The sequence below is a fragment of the Paraburkholderia kirstenboschensis genome (assembly GCF_904848585.1).
Lineage (GTDB): Bacteria > Pseudomonadota > Gammaproteobacteria > Burkholderiales > Burkholderiaceae > Paraburkholderia > Paraburkholderia kirstenboschensis.
On record NZ_CAJHCR010000001.1, the window covers coordinates 183,929 to 200,829 of the forward strand.

At 62.3% G+C, this 16,901-nt stretch carries 16 protein-coding genes; 7 read left to right on the forward strand and 9 right to left on the reverse strand.

From position 1 onward, the window contains the following. Window positions 1–109 precede the first annotated feature (109 nt). The gene (gene plsY / locus JMY24_RS00855) at window positions 110–754 is read left to right on the forward strand and encodes a glycerol-3-phosphate 1-O-acyltransferase PlsY (protein WP_128595744.1); all 645 of its coding nucleotides are present in this window, start codon (window positions 110–112) and stop codon (window positions 752–754) included. A gap of 262 nt (window positions 755–1,016) precedes the next feature. Here plsY and JMY24_RS00860 read toward each other — a convergent pair whose 3' ends face one another. Further along, entirely contained in the window at window positions 1,017–1,502 is a 486-nt protein-coding gene (locus tag JMY24_RS00860; RefSeq protein ID WP_128585161.1) for a YajQ family cyclic di-GMP-binding protein, read from the reverse strand. 174 nt (window positions 1,503–1,676) lie between these two features. Here JMY24_RS00860 and murB point away from each other — a divergent pair, with 174 nt between their 5' ends. After that, window positions 1,677–2,729: a UDP-N-acetylmuramate dehydrogenase gene (gene murB, locus JMY24_RS00865; protein WP_201701297.1), complete on the forward strand. Its 1,053-nt coding sequence runs from the start codon at window positions 1,677–1,679 to the stop codon at window positions 2,727–2,729. Window positions 2,730–3,031: 302 nt separating this feature from the next. Here murB and JMY24_RS00870 read toward each other — a convergent pair whose 3' ends face one another. Beyond that, window positions 3,032–4,258, reverse strand: a complete 1,227-nt coding sequence (locus tag JMY24_RS00870) for an argininosuccinate synthase (protein WP_128585163.1) — start codon at window positions 4,256–4,258, stop codon at window positions 3,032–3,034. 272 nt (window positions 4,259–4,530) lie between these two features. Beyond that, the gene (gene argF, locus JMY24_RS00875) at window positions 4,531–5,460 is read right to left on the reverse strand and encodes an ornithine carbamoyltransferase (RefSeq protein ID WP_128595741.1); all 930 of its coding nucleotides are present in this window, start codon (window positions 5,458–5,460) and stop codon (window positions 4,531–4,533) included. 449 nt (window positions 5,461–5,909) lie between these two features. On the opposite strand from argF, the gene JMY24_RS00880 reads away from it, so the two are divergent. After that, window positions 5,910–6,257 (forward strand): DUF3579 domain-containing protein, encoded by a 348-nt coding sequence (locus tag JMY24_RS00880; protein ID WP_128585165.1) that lies wholly within the window; start codon window positions 5,910–5,912, stop codon window positions 6,255–6,257. Window positions 6,258–6,439: 182 nt separating this feature from the next. On the opposite strand, the gene rpsT is transcribed toward JMY24_RS00880, so the two are convergent. Further along, window positions 6,440–6,718, reverse strand: coding sequence for a 30S ribosomal protein S20 (rpsT, locus tag JMY24_RS00885; protein WP_020069158.1), 279 nt, complete (start codon window positions 6,716–6,718; stop codon window positions 6,440–6,442). Window positions 6,719–7,221: 503 nt separating this feature from the next. On the opposite strand from rpsT, the gene murJ reads away from it, so the two are divergent. Continuing rightward, window positions 7,222–8,772, forward strand: a complete 1,551-nt coding sequence (murJ, locus tag JMY24_RS00890; protein WP_201701298.1) for a murein biosynthesis integral membrane protein MurJ — start codon at window positions 7,222–7,224, stop codon at window positions 8,770–8,772. Window positions 8,773–8,777: 5 nt separating this feature from the next. Further along, window positions 8,778–9,620 (forward strand): SirB1 family protein, encoded by an 843-nt coding sequence (locus tag JMY24_RS00895; RefSeq protein ID WP_128595743.1) that lies wholly within the window; start codon window positions 8,778–8,780, stop codon window positions 9,618–9,620. Window positions 9,621–9,767: 147 nt separating this feature from the next. Here the strand turns inward: JMY24_RS00895 and JMY24_RS00900 are convergent, their stop codons facing one another. The 5 genes from JMY24_RS00900 to lpxK form a co-directional block, all read right to left on the reverse strand. Next, a complete protein-coding gene (locus JMY24_RS00900) occupies window positions 9,768–10,526 on the reverse strand; it encodes a 3-hydroxyacyl-CoA dehydrogenase (RefSeq protein WP_128595740.1) in 759 nt (252 codons plus the stop codon). A gap of 172 nt (window positions 10,527–10,698) precedes the next feature. Continuing rightward, window positions 10,699–11,364, reverse strand: a complete 666-nt coding sequence (gene adk, locus JMY24_RS00905; protein ID WP_128585168.1) for an adenylate kinase — start codon at window positions 11,362–11,364, stop codon at window positions 10,699–10,701. Window positions 11,365–11,571: 207 nt separating this feature from the next. Beyond that, window positions 11,572–12,372, reverse strand: coding sequence for a 3-deoxy-manno-octulosonate cytidylyltransferase (kdsB, locus tag JMY24_RS00910; RefSeq protein WP_201701299.1), 801 nt, complete (start codon window positions 12,370–12,372; stop codon window positions 11,572–11,574). A 298-nt stretch (window positions 12,373–12,670) separates the two neighbouring features. Then, the gene (locus JMY24_RS00915; protein WP_007180583.1) at window positions 12,671–12,874 is read right to left on the reverse strand and encodes a Trm112 family protein; all 204 of its coding nucleotides are present in this window, start codon (window positions 12,872–12,874) and stop codon (window positions 12,671–12,673) included. After that, complete coding sequence (gene lpxK, locus JMY24_RS00920) at window positions 12,855–13,871, reverse strand: tetraacyldisaccharide 4'-kinase (protein WP_201701300.1); 1,017 nt, start codon at window positions 13,869–13,871, stop codon at window positions 12,855–12,857. The genes JMY24_RS00915 and lpxK overlap by 20 nt, the downstream gene beginning before the upstream one ends. A gap of 546 nt (window positions 13,872–14,417) precedes the next feature. On the opposite strand from lpxK, the gene xseA reads away from it, so the two are divergent. Together xseA and sodB are read left to right on the forward strand one after the other, a co-directional pair. Further along, window positions 14,418–15,797 (forward strand): exodeoxyribonuclease VII large subunit, encoded by a 1,380-nt coding sequence (gene xseA, locus JMY24_RS00925; protein WP_201701301.1) that lies wholly within the window; start codon window positions 14,418–14,420, stop codon window positions 15,795–15,797. Window positions 15,798–16,015: 218 nt separating this feature from the next. Continuing rightward, window positions 16,016–16,594: a superoxide dismutase [Fe] gene (gene sodB, locus JMY24_RS00930; protein WP_128592567.1), complete on the forward strand. Its 579-nt coding sequence runs from the start codon at window positions 16,016–16,018 to the stop codon at window positions 16,592–16,594. Window positions 16,595–16,901: the final 307 nt, after the last annotated feature.

Consider the following 16,901-nt stretch of genomic DNA (forward strand, 5'->3'; position numbering starts at 1 on the left):
CGGTCCGCCACTGTGGTCCGCCGCATTGCGTCGCGTTCTGTTGCGATTTTCGTTTTCCGAGCGGTTGAGGTATTCAGTTGCAGACCGCCGATCCTTATAAGAGTCACAGATGCAAAACCTGATCGTTGCTGTCGTTGCCTACCTGATCGGTTCGGTGTCGTTCGCCGTGATCGTGAGCGCCGCGATGGGGCTGGACGACCCGCGCTCCTACGGCTCGGGCAACCCCGGCGCGACCAATGTGTTGCGCAGCGGCAGCAAGAAGGCCGCGATCCTGACGTTGATCGGCGACGCCTTCAAAGGCTGGCTGCCGGTGTGGTTCGTCGTGCATTTCGGCGCGCGCTATGGGCTCGACGATACGTCGGTGGCGATTGCGTGCGTCGCCGTGTTTCTGGGCCACCTGTATCCGGTGTTCTTCCGCTTCAAGGGCGGCAAGGGCGTGGCAACGGCGGCCGGCGTGCTGCTCGCGATCAACCCGATCCTCGGCGTGGCGACTCTGCTGACATGGCTGATCGTGGCGTTCTTCACGCGCTACTCGTCGCTCGCCGCGTTGGCTGCGGCAGTGTTCGCGCCGATCTTCGACGGCTTCCTGTTCGGGCCGCACGTCATCGCGCTCGCCATTGTCGTGATGAGCTCGCTGCTTGTGTGGCGTCATCGCGGCAACATCGCCAAGCTGATGCGCGGCGAGGAAAGCCGCATCGGCGACAAGAAAAAGGCGGCTGCGGCTGCGAGCGCGGGGGCGGGCGAGGATCGGTGAGCGGCTGGGTGGCTGCGTGGCTGGGGCTGCTTTGGTTGCCTTGGCCGTAGCGGTGTAGCTGTACCTGTAGCTGTAGCCCCTATCGCTGTTCGAGCTGCTGTAGTTACTGTCGCTGTCGCTGTATCTTGCAGCTGCGTTTCGCGGCTGGGTTCGGCCGCTGCGGCTGCGTTCCGCGGCCCCGCCATGCCTTGCAACTGTTGCATCCAAGCTTGCCGCCGCAGCGCTTCCCATGCCTTGCGCGCTGCGTCGCTCAAACAAACGTTCAGTCGCGGAAGTTGTTGAAATCCAGCGGCGTGTCGGTCACGTCCTTGCGCAGCATCGCAATCACGCTTTGCAGATCGTCGCGCTTTGTTCCGGTGATGCGAACCGCGTCGCCCTGGATGCTCGCCTGAACCTTGATCTTGCTGTCTTTCACGAGTCGCACGATTTTCTTCGACAGATCGCCGGATACGCCTTTCTTGATCTTGATGACCTGCTTGACCTTGTCGCCGCCGATCTTCTCGATCTTGCCGTAGTCGAGAAAGCGTACGTCCACGTTGCGCTTGGCCATTTTCGACAGCAGCACGTCTTTCACCTGGCCGAGCTTGAAGTCATCGTCCGCGTAGGCGGTGATTTCGTTTTCCTTGTGTTCGACGCGCGCGTCGGACCCTTTGAAGTCGAAGCGGGTTGAGATTTCCTTGTTGGACTGCTCGATCGCGTTCTTGACTTCGATCATGTTCGCTTCGCAGACGACGTCAAACGATGGCATTGCATTCTCCCAATAGTGCGGCGGTGCGTGACGCAGCCGGTCGGCTCGCCACGGGGCACTCGCTATAATCACGGACCGATGTCATTTTACCGACGCCGCCCCCATTTGCCTAAGGCCGCCGCGCGGCCGCAGCCCGAAGCCGTTTTCGCCTCGTCGCCTCATAGTTCATATCCAATGTCTCAAACCGATTCCGCCGAATTCGTTGCCGGCTATCCGCTAAAGGCGCACAACACGTTCGGCTTCGATGTCCGGGCGCAGTGGGCGTGCCGCATCGAGCGCGAAGCGCAATTGCTCGCAGCGGTGCGCGATCCGCGCGCGGCCGGCTTGCCGCGTCTCGTGCTGGGCGGCGGCAGCAATGTCGTGCTGGCAGGCGACTTCGCTGGACTCGTGCTGCTGGTGGCCTTGCGCGGGCGCCGGATCGTGCGCGAGGACGCCGACGCCGTGTATGTCGAAGCGGCCGCCGGCGAACCGTGGCACGACTTCGTTGCCTGGACTCTCGCTCAAGGGCTGCCCGGCCTCGAAAATCTTGCGCTGATTCCGGGGACGGTGGGCGCGGCGCCGATTCAAAACATCGGCGCGTACGGCCTCGAAATGTGCGAGCGCTTCGCGTCGCTGCGGGCCGTCGAGCTTGCGTCGGGTGAGACCGTCGAGTTCGATGCGCAGGCTTGCGCGTTCGGCTACCGCGACAGCTTTTTCAAGCGCGAAGGGCGCGATCGTTTCGTGATCACGTCGGTCGTTTTCCGTTTACCGAAGGCGTGGCAACCGCGCGCGGGTTATGCGGATCTGGCGCGCGAACTCGCCGCCAACGGCTATGCCGCAAATTGCGAGCAGCCCGACGCGCAGGCGATCTTCGACGCCGTCGTCGCGGTGCGGCGCGCGAAGTTGCCCGACCCGCTCGAACTGGGTAATGCGGGGAGCTTCTTCAAGAATCCGGTGATCGACGCCTCCCAGTTCGAGGCGCTGAAAAGCAAGGAGCCGGACGTGGTCTCCTACGCCCAGCCGGACGGACGCGTAAAACTTGCGGCGGGCTGGTTGATCGACCGGTGCGGGTGGAAGGGCCGCGCGCTGGGCGCCGCCGGCGTTCATGAGCGCCAGGCGCTGGTGCTGGTCAATCGTGGCGGTGCGAGCGGGGCCGATGTGCTGGCGCTTGCACGAGCAATTCAACACGATGTGCGGGTGAGATTTGGCGTCGAACTGGAAGCCGAGCCCGTGTGCGTGGGATTGTGAGCGGCGCTTCGGAGCGGGGTGCCGGTCGCGGATGATTAGTGGTCGCCGCAAGCGGGTCTGATAAGCCGCTAACCGTCTGACGGTGAGTAAAAAAATAAAGGCGCCGGGGCTTTTGGCCCCGGCGCCTTTTTCTGAGTCTGCGTTCTGGCTTCAGCCGCGCTTTCGGCGCATCACGCCTCTGTCGCGGCTTGGGCGTCGCCGTCCGCTACCGTGAGCCGCGCTGACTGGACCTCTCGGCGCTTAACTTCACACTGGCGCGAAGTTGGCCTGCACCGGAGCTAGCCGCTCAGCCGCTCAGCCGCTCAGCCGCGCTGACGGCGGGCGTTCTCCGCGATTCGCATACGCAAAGCGTTGAGCTTGATGAAGCCGCCGGCATCGGCCTGGTTGTAGGCGCCGCCGTCGTCGTCGAACGTTGCGATGGTCTTGTCGAACAACGTTTCCTTCGAATCGCGAGCGACCACCGACACGCTGCCCTTGTACAGCTTCACGCGCACCCAGCCGTTGACCTTCTCCTGCGTGTGGTCGATCAGCACCTGAATCGCGCGGCGCTCCGGGCTCCACCAGTAGCCGTTATAAATCAGCGACGCGTAGCGAGCCATCAGGTCGTCTTTCAGGTGCGCGACTTCACGGTCGAGCGTGATCGACTCGATACCGCGGTGCGCCTTCAACATGATCGTGCCGCCCGGCGTTTCATAGCAGCCGCGCGACTTCATGCCTACATAGCGGTTTTCCACCAGGTCCAGACGACCGATGCCGTGCTTCCCGCCAAGGCGGTTCAACTCGGTCAGCATTTCAGCGGCCGACAGCCGCTTGCCGTTGATCGCGACCGGATCGCCGTGTTCGTACTCGATGTCGAGGTATTCCGCCTGATCCGGCGCCTGTTCCGGCGACACGGTCCAGCGCCACATATCGGCTTCAGCTTCGGCCTTCGGGTCTTCCAGATGACGGCCTTCGAACGAGATGTGCAACAGGTTCGCGTCCATTGAATACGGTGCGCCGCCTTGCTTGTGCTTCATTTCGATCGGAATGCCGGCTTTTTCCGCGTACGCGAGCAGCTTTTCGCGCGACAGCAGATCCCATTCACGCCACGGTGCGATCACCTTGATGCCAGGTTCCAGTGCGTAGTAGCCGAGTTCGAAGCGAACCTGGTCGTTGCCCTTGCCGGTTGCGCCGTGCGACACCGCCTGCGCGCCGGTGGCGCGGGCGATTTCGATCTGACGCTTCGCGATCAGCGGACGCGCGATCGACGTGCCCAGCAGGTATTCGCCTTCATAGATTGTGTTCGCACGGAACATCGGGAACACGTAGTCGCGCACGAATTCTTCGCGCAGGTCTTCGATGAAGATGTTTTCCTGCTTGATGCCGAGTTGCAGTGCCTTCTTGCGCGCCGGTTCCAGCTCTTCGCCCTGGCCGATGTCGGCCGTGAACGTGACGACTTCGGCGTCGTAGTTGTCCTGCAACCACTTCAGGATGACGGAGGTGTCGAGGCCGCCCGAATAGGCGAGCACGACTTTCTTGATATCGCTCATGGTGAACTCGTAGCTGGAAAAAGCGGGAAAACAAGGCGCGCCGGCGGTTCCGGAGCGCGGAAAACAACTATTTTGACACTAAACGGCTGCGTGGCCGCATTTTTGGGCTTCTGCGACGAAGTGGCGGCGCATTCGCGCGCTCATTGGCGGCCCGATACGCGACCGCATTTGCGGCGGCGCACTTGGGATTTCGTGCGAGGCGTCGGCGCCGATGCCTTGCCTCGCAATCGACGCCCCGGCGCGCCTCACGCAGTTGCTGCGGAGCGGTCGGCTCAGTGATTGAGCTTGCCCAGCAGCAGATATTCCATCAACGCTTTCTGCACGTGCAGACGATTTTCGGCCTCGTCCCACACGACGCTTTGCGGGCCGTCAATCACTTCCGCGCTCACCTCTTCGCCGCGATGGGCGGGCAGGCAGTGCATGAAGAGCGCATCGGCATTGGCGCGCGCCATCATCTCCGCGTCGACGCACCAGTCGGCAAAGGCTTTCTTGCGCGCTTCGTTTTCGGCTTCGAAGCCCATGCTGGTCCACACGTCGGTGGTGACGAGGTCGGCGCCCGCGCAGGCTTCGTTCGGGTCGTCGAATTCCTCGTAGAACGGCGCGCTTTCCGCGGCGACCAACGCGCGGTCGAGCTTGTAGCCCGGCGGCGTGGACAGGCGCAGCCTGAAGCCGAGAATCTGCGCGGCTTCAATCCACGTGTAGAGCATATTGTTGGCGTCCCCGACCCACGCAACCGTTTTTCCGCGAATCGGACCGCGATGCTCGAAGTACGTGAAAATGTCGGCGAGTACCTGGCACGGGTGAAATTCGTTTGTGAGTCCGTTGATCACCGGCACGCGCGAATTTTCGGCAAAACGCTGGATAATGTCCTGCCCGAACGTGCGAATCATGATGATGTCGACCATGCGCGAGATCACCTGCGCTGCGTCTTCGATGGGCTCGCCGCGACCCAATTGCGTGTCGCGCGTGCTCATGAAGACGGCGTGGCCGCCCAACTGGAAAATGCCGGCTTCGAACGACAGGCGCGTGCGTGTCGAATTCTTTTCGAAAATCATCGCCAGCGTGCGGTCGTGCAGCGGATGGTAAGTCTCGTAGTTCTTGAACTTGCGCTTAAGAATTCGCGCGCGCTCCAGCACGTACTCGTAGTCGTCTAGCGAGAAATCCTTGAACTGCAGATAGTGGCGAATTTTCTTGGCGGTCATGAAACAAATACGGCGGTCTCACCCGGCAGGATTGCCGGACGGCGCCGCCGTCGTTATGTGGTAACTCAATGCAGCATAAAGGATTTCGCCTCATTTGACGAGTCGGCGCAGAGGCCGGGAAAGCGGTTTGAAAGCCTCGTTGCGCTGTCGGAACAAGCTTGTGTGCAGTGCGGAAAAAGACCCGCTGCGCTATAATCTGCGGGTTATTCCAAGGCCCAGCAGGCCGGTGCTTCGCTTTGGCGGGGGCACGGCTCGTATGGCTCGCGCGGTTCGGAAGGGCAGTTCGCGGTGCGCCGTCTCCAGTGCGTCACAGCGGCTCAGCCGGCCTTTCATGGTCTCCGGCGGCGCGGCTCTCTGGAGCGGCTCACACGCGAGGCTCAGGGTTTCGTAATCCGTTTTATCGCTTGCTGTCGCCGTCGTCCGCTGGGCAGTCACACAGGTATTCCTACATGGCCGAAGCAGCTCCAACCGAATATTTCATTCAGGGCATCACGTCGACGGGAAAAAAATTCCGACCGAGCGACTGGTCGGAGCGGCTCGCGGGTGTGATGTCATGCTTCGGGCCGGGTGCGCGGAAAGGCCCGAACGCCTACATGCAGTACTCGGTGTACGTCCGGCCAACCATGATTGGCGACCTCAAGTGCGTGATTCTCGATTCGCGCTTGCGGGACATCGAGCCCATGGCGTTCGACTTCGTCATGAACTTCGCGAAAGACAACGACCTCGTGGTGACCGAAGCGTGCGAACTCGAACTCGAGCATGCTCCGCCGCCGCAAACCAAGCGACACTTCATTTAAGGCAGGCCGCATCGGCTCCCCAAAAGGAAAAAAACCCGCGATCAGCGGGTTTTTTTATGCCGGCGTGACGGCGATTGGCGAGCCGCCCTCCAGTCTTTCGCAGCAAACAAAAAAGCCCGCCAAAGCGGGCTTTCATGCGCAGCGGAAACAGGAGGTAGCCCGCCGAAGCGGGCTGACCGGAATTACTGTGCTGCGGACGCCTGCAGACCCTTGATGGCTGCGGCGAGGCGGCTCTTATGGCGAGCTGCCTTGTTCTTGTGAACGATTTTCTTGTCGGCGATGATGTCGATGGTCTTCGACGATGCCTGGAAGATTTCAGCGGCCTTAGCCTTGTCGCCGGCGTCGATTGCCTTGCGCACTGCCTTGATAGCCGTGCGGAACTTCGAGCGCAGTGCCGAGTTGTGCGAGTTTGCCTTGGCGGCCTGGCGGGCGCGCTTGCGTGCTTGTGCGGAGTTAGCCATGACGGTTCCTTATCCTGTTCCTGTTTCCAGTACCTGACCTTCAAGTGGTGAGGCGCTGCTTTTAGATCGAACTCTTGGAAGCGATTGCCCAAGAGCGCAAAAGTGTCGAAAAACGATCGAACTACGCGAAGGCGGGCCCGTGTTTGCGGCGCCATGTTCCGGCGTATTGCAGACCGGCGGCAGACAACCTGGTGCCAGCCTCAGCCCTATCCGGAAGCCGTCCGAGAACTGAGCGAGCTTCGAAACCGGCGATTATAGCAACAAAATCATGGACGTGGCAACGGGAATGCGCCGCATCTCTGCCGCGCCAAGGCCGACGGGCGCCTCGTGACCCGGAAGCGCCAACGCTGTCCACGTACCCACGTCATTTGCGGCCGCCCGTACGCGACGCAACAAAAAGCGCGGCAATTTGCTGCCGCGCCGCGAACGTCTGCCGGGTAAATCGGTCCGAATCGCTTCCGGCTCGTCGTCCGCATCTGCGGCACCCTTATAATAAGCGCCCCATGAATCTATTCCGAGCCCTGCTGACGGTCAGCGGCTTCACGCTGTTGTCGCGCGTGACCGGACTGGCCCGCGAAACGCTGATCGCCCGCGCGTTCGGCGCCAGTCAATACACTGACGCGTTCTACGTCGCCTTCCGTATTCCGAATCTGCTGCGCCGCATTTCCGCCGAAGGCGCATTCTCGCAGGCCTTTGTGCCGATCCTCGCCGAGTTCAAGAACCAGCAGGGGCATGACGCCACCAAGGCGCTCGTCGACGCGACTTCGACGGTGCTCGCCTGGGCGCTCGCGGTGCTGTCGCTGATCGGCGTTCTGGGCGCGTCGGGCGTGGTGTTCGTGGTTGCCTCGGGTCTCGCGCACGAAGGCCAGGCCTACGCGCTCGCGGTCACGATGACCCGCATCATGTTCCCGTACATCATCTTCATTTCGCTCACGTCTCTCGCGTCGAGCGTCCTGAACACGTACAAGAACTTTTCGCTGCCCGCGTTCGCGCCGGTTTTGCTCAACGTCGCGTTCATCGTCGCCGCTGTGTTCGTCGCGCCGCGAATGCACACGCCGGTCTATGCGCTCGCGTGGGCCGTAATCGCGGGCGGTCTGTTGCAGTTCCTCGTGCAGCTGCCCGGTCTGAAGAAGATCGACATGGTGCCGCGCATCGGCCTGAATCCGGTTCGCGCGCTCGCGCATCGCGGCGTGAAGCGCGTGCTTTCGAAGATGGTGCCGGCGATGTTCGCCGTGTCCGTCGCGCAAATCAGCCTCATCATTAATACGAACATCGCGTCGCGCATCGGCCCGGGCGCCGTGTCGTGGATCAATTACGCCGACCGGCTGATGGAATTCCCGACCGCGCTGCTCGGTGTGGCGCTAGGCACGATCCTGCTGCCGAGTCTCTCGAAGGCGCATGTCGACGCCGACCCCCACGAATATTCGTCGCTGCTCGACTGGGGACTGCGCGTCACGTTCCTGCTGGCCGCGCCGAGCGCGGTGGCGCTCTTCTTCTTCGCCGAGCCCTTGACGGCCACGCTCTTTCACTACGGCAAGTTCGACGGCAACTCGGTCGTCATGGTGGGGCGTGCGCTCGCCGCCTACGGTGTTGGCCTGATCGGCCTGATTCTGATCAAGATTCTCGCGCCGGGTTTTTACGCGAAGCAGGACATCAAGACGCCGGTGAAAATCGGCATTGGCGTGCTGATCCTCACGCAGTTGAGCAACTACGTGTTCGTGCCGATCTTTGCGCATGCAGGGCTCACGCTGAGCGTCGGGCTCGGGGCTTGCGGCAACGCGCTGCTGTTGTTTCTCGGATTGCGCAAGCGCGGTATCTATATGCCGTCGAGCGGCTGGCTCAAGTTTTTCGTGCAGTTGCTCGGCGCGTGCCTCGTGCTTGCCGGCCTGATGCATTGGCTCGCTCAGAGCTTCGACTGGATTGGCATGCATGACCGGCCGATCGACCGTATTGCGCTGCTGGGCGCCTGCCTCGTGCTGTTTGCCGCGCTATATTTCGGTATGCTTTGGCTGATGGGCTTCAAATACGCGTATTTCAAAAGGCGAGTGAAGTGATTACGATGACGCGGGTTCTCGACTATTTCAGCACGCTCGTCGCCGAAGACGAAAGCTTGCCGCTGACAGAGGCGGCGCTCTCGCTCGCGCAGGATGCTTACCCCGATCTCGATTTGCAAGGCACGCTGGCCGAGATCGACGAACTGGTGGTGCGCCTGCAGCGGCGCATGCCGGACGACGCCGACATCCGTCAGAAGGTCGGCGTTCTGAATCGGTTTTTCTTCCGCGAACTCGGATTCGCTAGCAATCTGAACGACTATTACGACCCGGACAACAGCCACCTGAACGCGGTGCTCAAGCGTCGCCGCGGCATTCCGATTTCGCTCGCCGTCTTGTATCTGGAGATGGCGGAGCAGGTCGGCATCCCGGCACGTGGCGTGTCGTTTCCCGGACATTTCCTGTTGCGCGTAACCACGCCTGACGGCGACGTGATGCTCGATCCGACCAGCGGACATTCGCTGTCGGAGTCGGAAATGGTCGACATGCTGGAGCCGTATGTCGCTTCAGCCGGCGAATCGGTGAGCAGGGCGCTGCGCATGCTGCTGCAGCCGGCCACGCGGCGCGAAATCATCGCGCGTATGTTGCGCAATCTGAAGTCCACGTATCTGCAGACGGAACGCTGGCAGCGCCTGCTTGCCGTCCAGCAGCGCCTCGCCATACTCCTGCCTGACAGTATCGAAGAGATTCGCGACCGCGGCTTCGCGTACGCGCGCCTCGACTATCTGCGCCCGGCGCTCGAAGACCTCGAGCGCTATCTGGGCGAGCGCCCGGACGCCGAAGACGCGACGGTCGTCGAGTCGCAGTTGCAGGAACTGCGTCAGCGCACGCAGCACAACGATCGCGACTAGCGGATAGCAAATAGCGAACGGCGCTCGCGAGCGCTTCAAAAAGAGAGCGCCTGCACATGCTTCATGTGCAGGCGTTTTTCGTTGTCGCCGCCGGAATTTGCGGCGCTGCGTACGCCGCCGCGAAGCGACGTCCGCCGCAGACGGTTGTTACTTCGGCTGCATGCGAATGGCGCCGTCAAGACGGATCACTTCGCCATTGAGCATCGGATTATCGAAAATCTGCTTGGCGAGCATTGCGTATTCCGCCGGCTTTCCGAGGCGCGGCGGGAACGGCACCATTGCACCGAGCGCGTCCTGCACCTCCTGCGGCATGCCGAGCAGCATCGGCGTTTCGAAGATGCCCGGCGCAATCGTCATGACGCGTATCGCATTGCGCGACAGGTCGCGCGCGATAGGCAACGTCATGCCGACCACACCGCCCTTCGACGCCGCGTAAGCCGCCTGACCGATCTGACCGTCGTATGCGGCGACCGAGGCGGTATTGATGATCACGCCGCGCTCGCCGTTCGCGTTCGGCTCGTTCTTCGACATGGCCGTAGCCGCGAGCCGGATCATGTTGAACGTGCCGATCAGGTTGATCGAGATCGTGCGCCTGAACGATTCGAGCGGATGCGGGCCATCTTTGCCGACCGTTTTGACAGCGGGCGCAACGCCCGCGCAATTGACGAGGCCGCGCAGCGTGCCGAGCTTCGTTGCAGCCGCAACCGCTTGCGTCGCGTCGTCTTCGCGGCTCACGTCGCATTTGACGAAGATGCCGCCGAGCTCTTTGGCAAGCGCCTCGCCGGCATCCTGGTTGAGGTCGGCCAGCACGACCTTGCCGCCGTTCTCCGCGAGAAGACGCGCGGTGGCGGCCCCAAGACCCGATGCACCGCCGGTGATCAGGAATACGTTGTCACGAATCTCCATGTGTCCTCCTTTGCTTGATACGGTAAGTAAGTCAGATCGAATCGGCTTTCGATTATTAATAATCCCACAACGCCATGGCCGAAGATCGAATAAAAACGTCCGTGCCGAAACGCAATAAAAAACCCGCCGGAACAGGGCGGGTTTTCTTTGCCAGCGAATATTACGAGGCCGATTACTTCAACGCGTCGAACACGCGGTCGCGAATTTCCTCGACCGTGCCCAGGCCCGATATGCGACGGTATTGCGGCGCTTGCAGCGGCGTAGTTGGGTCGCCGTTTTTCGCCCAGCCGTTGTAATAGTCGATCAACGGCTTGGTCTGCGCTTCATACACTTGCAAACGCTTCTTGACCGTTTCTTCCTTGTCGTCCTCGCGCTGGATCAGCGGCTCGCCGGTTACGTCGTCGATTCCTTCGACCTTTGGCGGGTTGAACTTGACGTGATACGTACGGCCCGACGCTGCGTGCGAGCGGCGGCCGCTCATACGCACGATGATCTCGTCGAACGGCACGTCGATTTCCAGCACGTAGTCGATCGCGACGCCTGCCTGCTTCATCGCCTCAGCTTGCGGAATGGTGCGCGGAAAGCCGTCGAACAGATAGCCGTTCGCGCAGTCCGGCTGTTGCAGACGCTCTTTCACCAGGTTGATGATCAGTTCGTCTGTGACGAGTTCGCCTGCGTCCATGAAGCGCTTTGCTTCCAGGCCGAGCGGCGTGCCAGCCTTGACGGCCGCGCGCAGCATGTCACCGGTGGAAATTTGCGGAATGCCGAATTTTTCCTTGATGAAGTTTGCCTGAGTGCCTTTACCCGCGCCGGGCGCACCCAAAAGGATCAAACGCATGTGTATCTCCAGATCTATGTGAATTCTTTGGGGCGCTGCAGCCATCCCACGAGGGGCGAGGGACCCGCGTCGGCTACCGTCTGGTCTCGCGCTGCACGTCGACGACGGCGCTGCAAGAAACACACACGGCGCAACCGGGCAAACCCAGGCTCTCGCGAATAACGGGAGGCGCGCACAAGCGTCCGATTATGCCATGGGTTTTTGCGCTCAAGACCCGAATAAAGCCCGCACGCGCGCCAGATCCGCGGGCGTGTCCACGCCCGGAAGCGGCACCTCGGGCGTGATCAGGACCGCGATACACTCGCCGTGCCACATTGCGCGCAATTGCTCGAGCGCTTCGACCTGTTCGATAGGAGAGATCGCGAGATCGGGATACGTGCGCAGGAACTTCGCGCGATACGCATACAGCCCGATGTGCCGATGAACCACCGCCGGCGCGGGCGGCACGGGCATCGACGCGACGTCGGGCCAGTGCGGCTGATAAGCGTCGCGCGCCCATGGAATCGGCGCGCGCGAGAAGTAGAGCGCCACGCCGCGCGCATCGAGCACGACCTTGACCACGTTAGGATTGAAAATCTCCGCCGGGTCGACGATCGGATGCGCGGCAGTGGCGATCGCGCAGTCGTTTCTTGCTGCCAGGTGCGACGCGACGCCGCACACGAGAGCCGGATCGATCAGCGGTTCATCGCCTTGCACATTGACGACGATCGTCTCGTCGCTCCAGCCGAATTGCGACGCGACCTCGGCAAGACGGTCCGTGCCCGACGGATGGTCGGCGCGTGTCAACACGGCTTCGAACCCATGCTCGCGGGCCGCGTCGAGCACGGACTGCGCGTCCGACGCGATCAACACCTGCTGCGCGCCCGACTCGCGCGCGCGCTCGGCGACCCGCACCACCATCGGCTTTCCACCGATATCGGCGAGGGGCTTGTTGGGCAATCGGCTCGACGCCAGACGCGCGGGCACGACGGCAATGAACGGGGGCGTGGCGGGGTTCGTGTGGTTCATCGGAGAGATGCGCGGAAGGGTGAGGAGGACGGGAGCAGGGAGGCAGTGGGAGTGAGCCAGCAATCGGGAGACATCACGGCCGGCAACCTGGCTAACAAAGAAGATGAACGCCAGGACCAACGCCCAAGGCACGGCCAATAATGCGTGGCCAACAGCGCCGGCGGCAGATCAACAACGCAACCGGCACAGAAGCCAGCGCACCAGGCATCCACACTTACGAAGCGGTTGCCGCCGACGCGCTGCCTGGCAGTACCCGAATGCGGTTTGCGCGATACGCCCCTCGCTAGCCTGACCTGCGTTAGGCGACCGAACCCGGATTCAGGTCGACCGGCGTGCCTTCGACAGTCTGCCGCGCCTCGTCGACCAGCATGACCGGAATGCCGTCGCGGATCGGATACGCGAGCTTGTCGGCGTTGCAGATCAATTCCTGCGCGGCACGATCGTAGCTGAGTGGGCCCTTGCAGATCGGGCAGACGAGAATTTCAAGCAGGCGAGCGTCCACGGACTTTCTCCACAACTAATGCAATGAGGCGATGATCGAGCGCGGCTTCCACGGGAACAACCCAGATGCGCGCGTCGCGCCAGGACCCTAATTTTACCGCATCCTTTTCGGTTATCAGGATGGCATCGGCGTCAGCCTCGGTAAAAGGATTGCGCTCGAAAGCGTAGTGATCCGGCAGCGCGCGAGTCTCGGGCGCGAGGCCGGCGGCGCGCAGCGTGGCGAAAAAACGTTCCGGCGCACCGATGCCCGCGGCTGCCAGCACCCGCTCGCCACTGAACTGCGCGAGCGGACGGCGCAGCGCGGGATTCTCGAGATGCCACGCGTCGGCGGGTGCAAGTTGCAATGCGAATGTGTTCGGCCACGCAGGCAGCGTTTTCGCGTACGGGTCGTTGATCAGCGTGGCGTCGCGATGACGGGAGAGCGGCTCACGCAGCGGACCTGCCGGCAGAAGAAAACCGTTGCCGCCGAGCCGGTGATCGAAAACGACCAGTTCGGCGTCGCGTGCGAGCCGGTAGTGCTGAAGGCCGTCGTCGCTGACAATTACGTCGACGTCCCGGTGCGCCGCGCACAGTGCCTGCGCAGCCGCCACGCGGTCCGGGCACACCCAGACAGGCGCGCCGGTGCGGCGCGAGATCAGCAGCGGTTCGTCGCCGCCGACACTTGCCGCCGATGTGGGCGTCACCGGCGTCGGCGTCTTCACGCGCGCGCCGTAACCGCGCGACACGACGCCAGGATTAAAGCCGGCGCCGCGCAACGCTTCGACCAGCGCGATCACGGTCGGCGTCTTGCCCGTGCCGCCGACGGTCACGTTGCCTACCACCACCACAGGCACGCCCACGCGCACCGACTTCAACCAGCCGAGCGAGAATGCGGCGCGGCGCATCGCGGCGACTGCGCCGAACACGCAGGCAAGAGGCGTGAGCGACCATGCGAGCGGTCCGCGGTGTTGCCACTCGCGGGCAACGCGCGTTTCCAGACGATCGAGAATTCCGCTCATCGGCAAACCGGGTGAGCGAGCGGCGCTCCGCTCGCGAGTCGGTACAAGTGCAGCGGCGTGAAGGCGCCAGGGGCAATACGCGGGACAGGCATGAACGCGATTCTCCGGACGATCGAAGTGTGGAGCACGAAAAGGCGCAAGCGGGCCGAAACTGTACCCAGGCGCCGCGCGGCTTTGCTGTGCTGTCGAACCCGCCACTCTAGCGCGCACGCGTCCTGGCCCGCAAGTCGCGGGCATTGCGTCTATGGCCGACTTTCGTTTCGCCGGCCGTTTTCGGCCTGTGGATAACTTTGTGGAGAACTGGCCCGTAGCCGGGCCGCGAGGGCCGTTGCAAGCGCCTCGCATCGGCAATCATTCTCATTGCCCATCAGTAAAATTCATATAAATCAACGGGATGGTTCGGTTTTCCGCTGTGCTGGGGCCTCGTTGATGGCATCGGCCTGATAAGTCCCGACATGTGGACACTTTTGACAATTTGCGCGGCCCGCTGGACGCCGATGGCCGCTCGGTCTATCGTCTGTCCGGCCAGTCCTACAGGTCCCTCGCATGAATTCCGATAGTCCTTTTAGTTCGCCGACGATGCCCGGCGGCGAAGTCGTCGTTCCGGTTTCCGCTTTAAACCGAGCGATCGGCAGCATGCTCGAACGCTCGTTTCCGCTCGTGTGGGTCGCGGGAGAAGTGTCGAACTTCACTCGCGCCGCGAGCGGTCATTGGTACTTTTCTATCAAGGATGCGCAGGCGCAAATGCGCTGCGTGATGTTCCGCGGTCGCGCGCAGTACGCGGAGTTCACGCCAAAGGAGGGCGACCGTATCGAGGTACGGGCGCTCGTCACGATGTACGAGCCTCGAGGCGAGCTGCAGCTCAATGTGGAAGCGGTGCGGCGGACCGGTCAGGGACGTCTTTACGAAGCGTTTCTGCGGCTCAAGGCGCAGCTGGAGGCCGAGGGACTCTTTGCCGCGGAACGCAAGCGCGCGCTGCCGTCGCATCCGCGTGCAATCGGCATTGTCACCTCGTTGCAGGCGGCGGCGCTGCGCGATGTCCTCACAACGCTGTTGCGCCGCGCGCCGCACATTCCGGTGATCGTCTACCCGGCGCCAGTGCAAGGTGTGGGCGCGAGCGCGAAGCTGGCGGCGATGGTCGATGCGGCCAGCGCGCGGCGCGAAGTGGACGTGTTGATCGTATGCCGTGGCGGCGGTTCGATTGAAGACCTGTGGGCCTTCAACGAAGAAGTGCTGGCCCGCGCGATTGCAGAGAGCGCGATTCCGGTGGTAAGCGGCGTCGGTCACGAGACCGATTTCACGATTGCTGATTTCGCCGCCGATATGCGGGCGCCGACACCCACAGGCGCCGCCGAACTGGTAAGCCCGCAACGCGTGCTGTTGTTGCGCGAACTCGATCATCGGCACGCCGCGCTCGCTCGCGGCTTCGGCCGGATGATGGAGCGGCGCGCCCAGCAACTCGACTGGCTCGCGCGCCGGCTCGTGTCGCCGGCCGAGCGTCTTGCGCGGCAACGCATGCATCTGCAGCAGTTGAGCGCGCGGCTGTCGTCGGCCGGTGCGCGACCAGTGCGTGACGCTAGAGCGCGTTTTTCGCTGCTGCACATGCGTTGGCAGCGCTGGCGTCCCGACCTCGCCGCGCATCAGGCGAACCTCGACAATCTCACGCAACGGCTCGACGCCGCGTTGTTGCGCCAACATGAGCGTCAGACCGCGCGCATCGCGACGCTGGCGGCACGGCTCGAAGTGCTGAGTCCGCAGCGCACGCTCGAGCGCGGCTATGCCGCGGTGCTCGATGCGCAAACTGGTCGCGCGGTGCGTGCGCCGTCGTCGTTGAAACCTGGCCGCCGCCTGACCGTGCATCTCGCGGAAGGCGCCGCTGATGTCGCGCTCGCCGATGTGCAACCGCGTCTTGCGGACGGTTTCTGACATTGCGCTGACACGGTGCAGCGCGCGTACTTTTGACTGTTCTGTGCAGCGCGTTCAGGTCGAGCGCGAGCAGTAATTACGCCGTTTTGCGGGCAATTCGCCGATGCCGGACATAAAGGCCGTTTGTTTGCGGGGTTATTCCAAGTCGCCTACAATCGAGTGCTCTGAAGCGTTATCCGCAGACTCCCCACAACAGATACAGACTGAAGGAAAGCACCATGGAACATACGCTCCCGCCGCTGCCGTTCGCGAAAAACGCACTCGCTCCGCACATGTCGGAAGAGACGCTCGAGTTTCACTATGGCAAGCACCACCAGACCTATGTGACCAACCTGAATAATCTGATCAAGGGCACGGAGTTCGAGAATCTGTCGCTCGAAGAAATCGTGAAGAAGTCGTCGGGTGGCGTGTTCAATAACTCGGCTCAAGTGTGGAATCACACGTTCTTCTGGAACAGCCTGTCGCCGCAAGGTGGCGGCGCTCCGACCGGCGCACTGGCCGACGCGATCAACGCCAAGTGGGGCTCGTTCGACAAATTCAAGGAAGAGTTCGCGAAGACCGCTATCGGCACGTTCGGCTCCGGCTGGGCATGGCTCGTGAAGAAGGCAGACGGTTCGCTCGATCTCGTGTCGACGAGCAACGCAGCTACGCCGCTGACCACGGACGCTAAAGCGCTGATCACGATCGACGTGTGGGAACACGCGTACTACATCGACTACCGCAACGCACGTCCGAAGTTCGTTGAAGCTTACTGGAACATCGTCAACTGGGAATTCGCGTCGAAGAACTTCGCGTGAGTCGACAGTGAGCGTAGCAACGACTCCCCAGGTGAGTTAATGAACGGCGGTGTCGTTGTGCTTACGCTCTGAGCTGGCTGGAAATTGAGCCTAAAGCGTAAGCAGAAAGAAAAGCCCTCCACGTGAGGGCTTTTGCTTTTGTCGCGTTGGGTCATATTTATGGTTCGCATGCTTACACAAGTTTGTCACTGTTCGTAACCGCGCGAATAGGCTAAAGGCGCTGTTCAAGCCACTTGCGCGGCTTTGTGTGTCGGCCCAAAACATACGGTAACTATCCCGTAAACATAGCGTGCGCGGATTGGTCTAA

What these genes read in the sequence shown, in the direction of transcription:
- murB (WP_201701297.1), top strand. Translation starts at nt 1,677, where the DNA reads ATGTCTCAAACCGATTCCGCCGAATTCGTTGCCGGCTATCCGCTAAAG.
- JMY24_RS00870 (WP_128585163.1), bottom strand. Translation starts at nt 4,258, where the DNA reads ATGAGCGATATCAAGAAAGTCGTGCTCGCCTATTCGGGCGGCCTCGAC.
- lpxK (WP_201701300.1), bottom strand. Translation starts at nt 13,871, where the DNA reads ATGAGCGGAATTCTCGATCGTCTGGAAACGCGCGTTGCCCGCGAGTGG.
- JMY24_RS00895 (WP_128595743.1), top strand. Translation starts at nt 8,778, where the DNA reads ATGACGCGGGTTCTCGACTATTTCAGCACGCTCGTCGCCGAAGACGAA.
- JMY24_RS00880 (WP_128585165.1), top strand. Translation starts at nt 5,910, where the DNA reads ATGGCCGAAGCAGCTCCAACCGAATATTTCATTCAGGGCATCACGTCG.
- murJ (WP_201701298.1), top strand. Translation starts at nt 7,222, where the DNA reads ATGAATCTATTCCGAGCCCTGCTGACGGTCAGCGGCTTCACGCTGTTG.
- plsY (WP_128595744.1), top strand. Translation starts at nt 110, where the DNA reads ATGCAAAACCTGATCGTTGCTGTCGTTGCCTACCTGATCGGTTCGGTG.
- adk (WP_128585168.1), bottom strand. Translation starts at nt 11,364, where the DNA reads ATGCGTTTGATCCTTTTGGGTGCGCCCGGCGCGGGTAAAGGCACTCAG.
- rpsT (WP_020069158.1), bottom strand. Translation starts at nt 6,718, where the DNA reads ATGGCTAACTCCGCACAAGCACGCAAGCGCGCCCGCCAGGCCGCCAAG.
- JMY24_RS00860 (WP_128585161.1), bottom strand. Translation starts at nt 1,502, where the DNA reads ATGCCATCGTTTGACGTCGTCTGCGAAGCGAACATGATCGAAGTCAAG.
- sodB (WP_128592567.1), top strand. Translation starts at nt 16,016, where the DNA reads ATGGAACATACGCTCCCGCCGCTGCCGTTCGCGAAAAACGCACTCGCT.
- kdsB (WP_201701299.1), bottom strand. Translation starts at nt 12,372, where the DNA reads ATGAACCACACGAACCCCGCCACGCCCCCGTTCATTGCCGTCGTGCCC.
- xseA (WP_201701301.1), top strand. Translation starts at nt 14,418, where the DNA reads ATGAATTCCGATAGTCCTTTTAGTTCGCCGACGATGCCCGGCGGCGAA.
- JMY24_RS00900 (WP_128595740.1), bottom strand. Translation starts at nt 10,526, where the DNA reads ATGGAGATTCGTGACAACGTATTCCTGATCACCGGCGGTGCATCGGGT.
- argF (WP_128595741.1), bottom strand. Translation starts at nt 5,460, where the DNA reads ATGACCGCCAAGAAAATTCGCCACTATCTGCAGTTCAAGGATTTCTCG.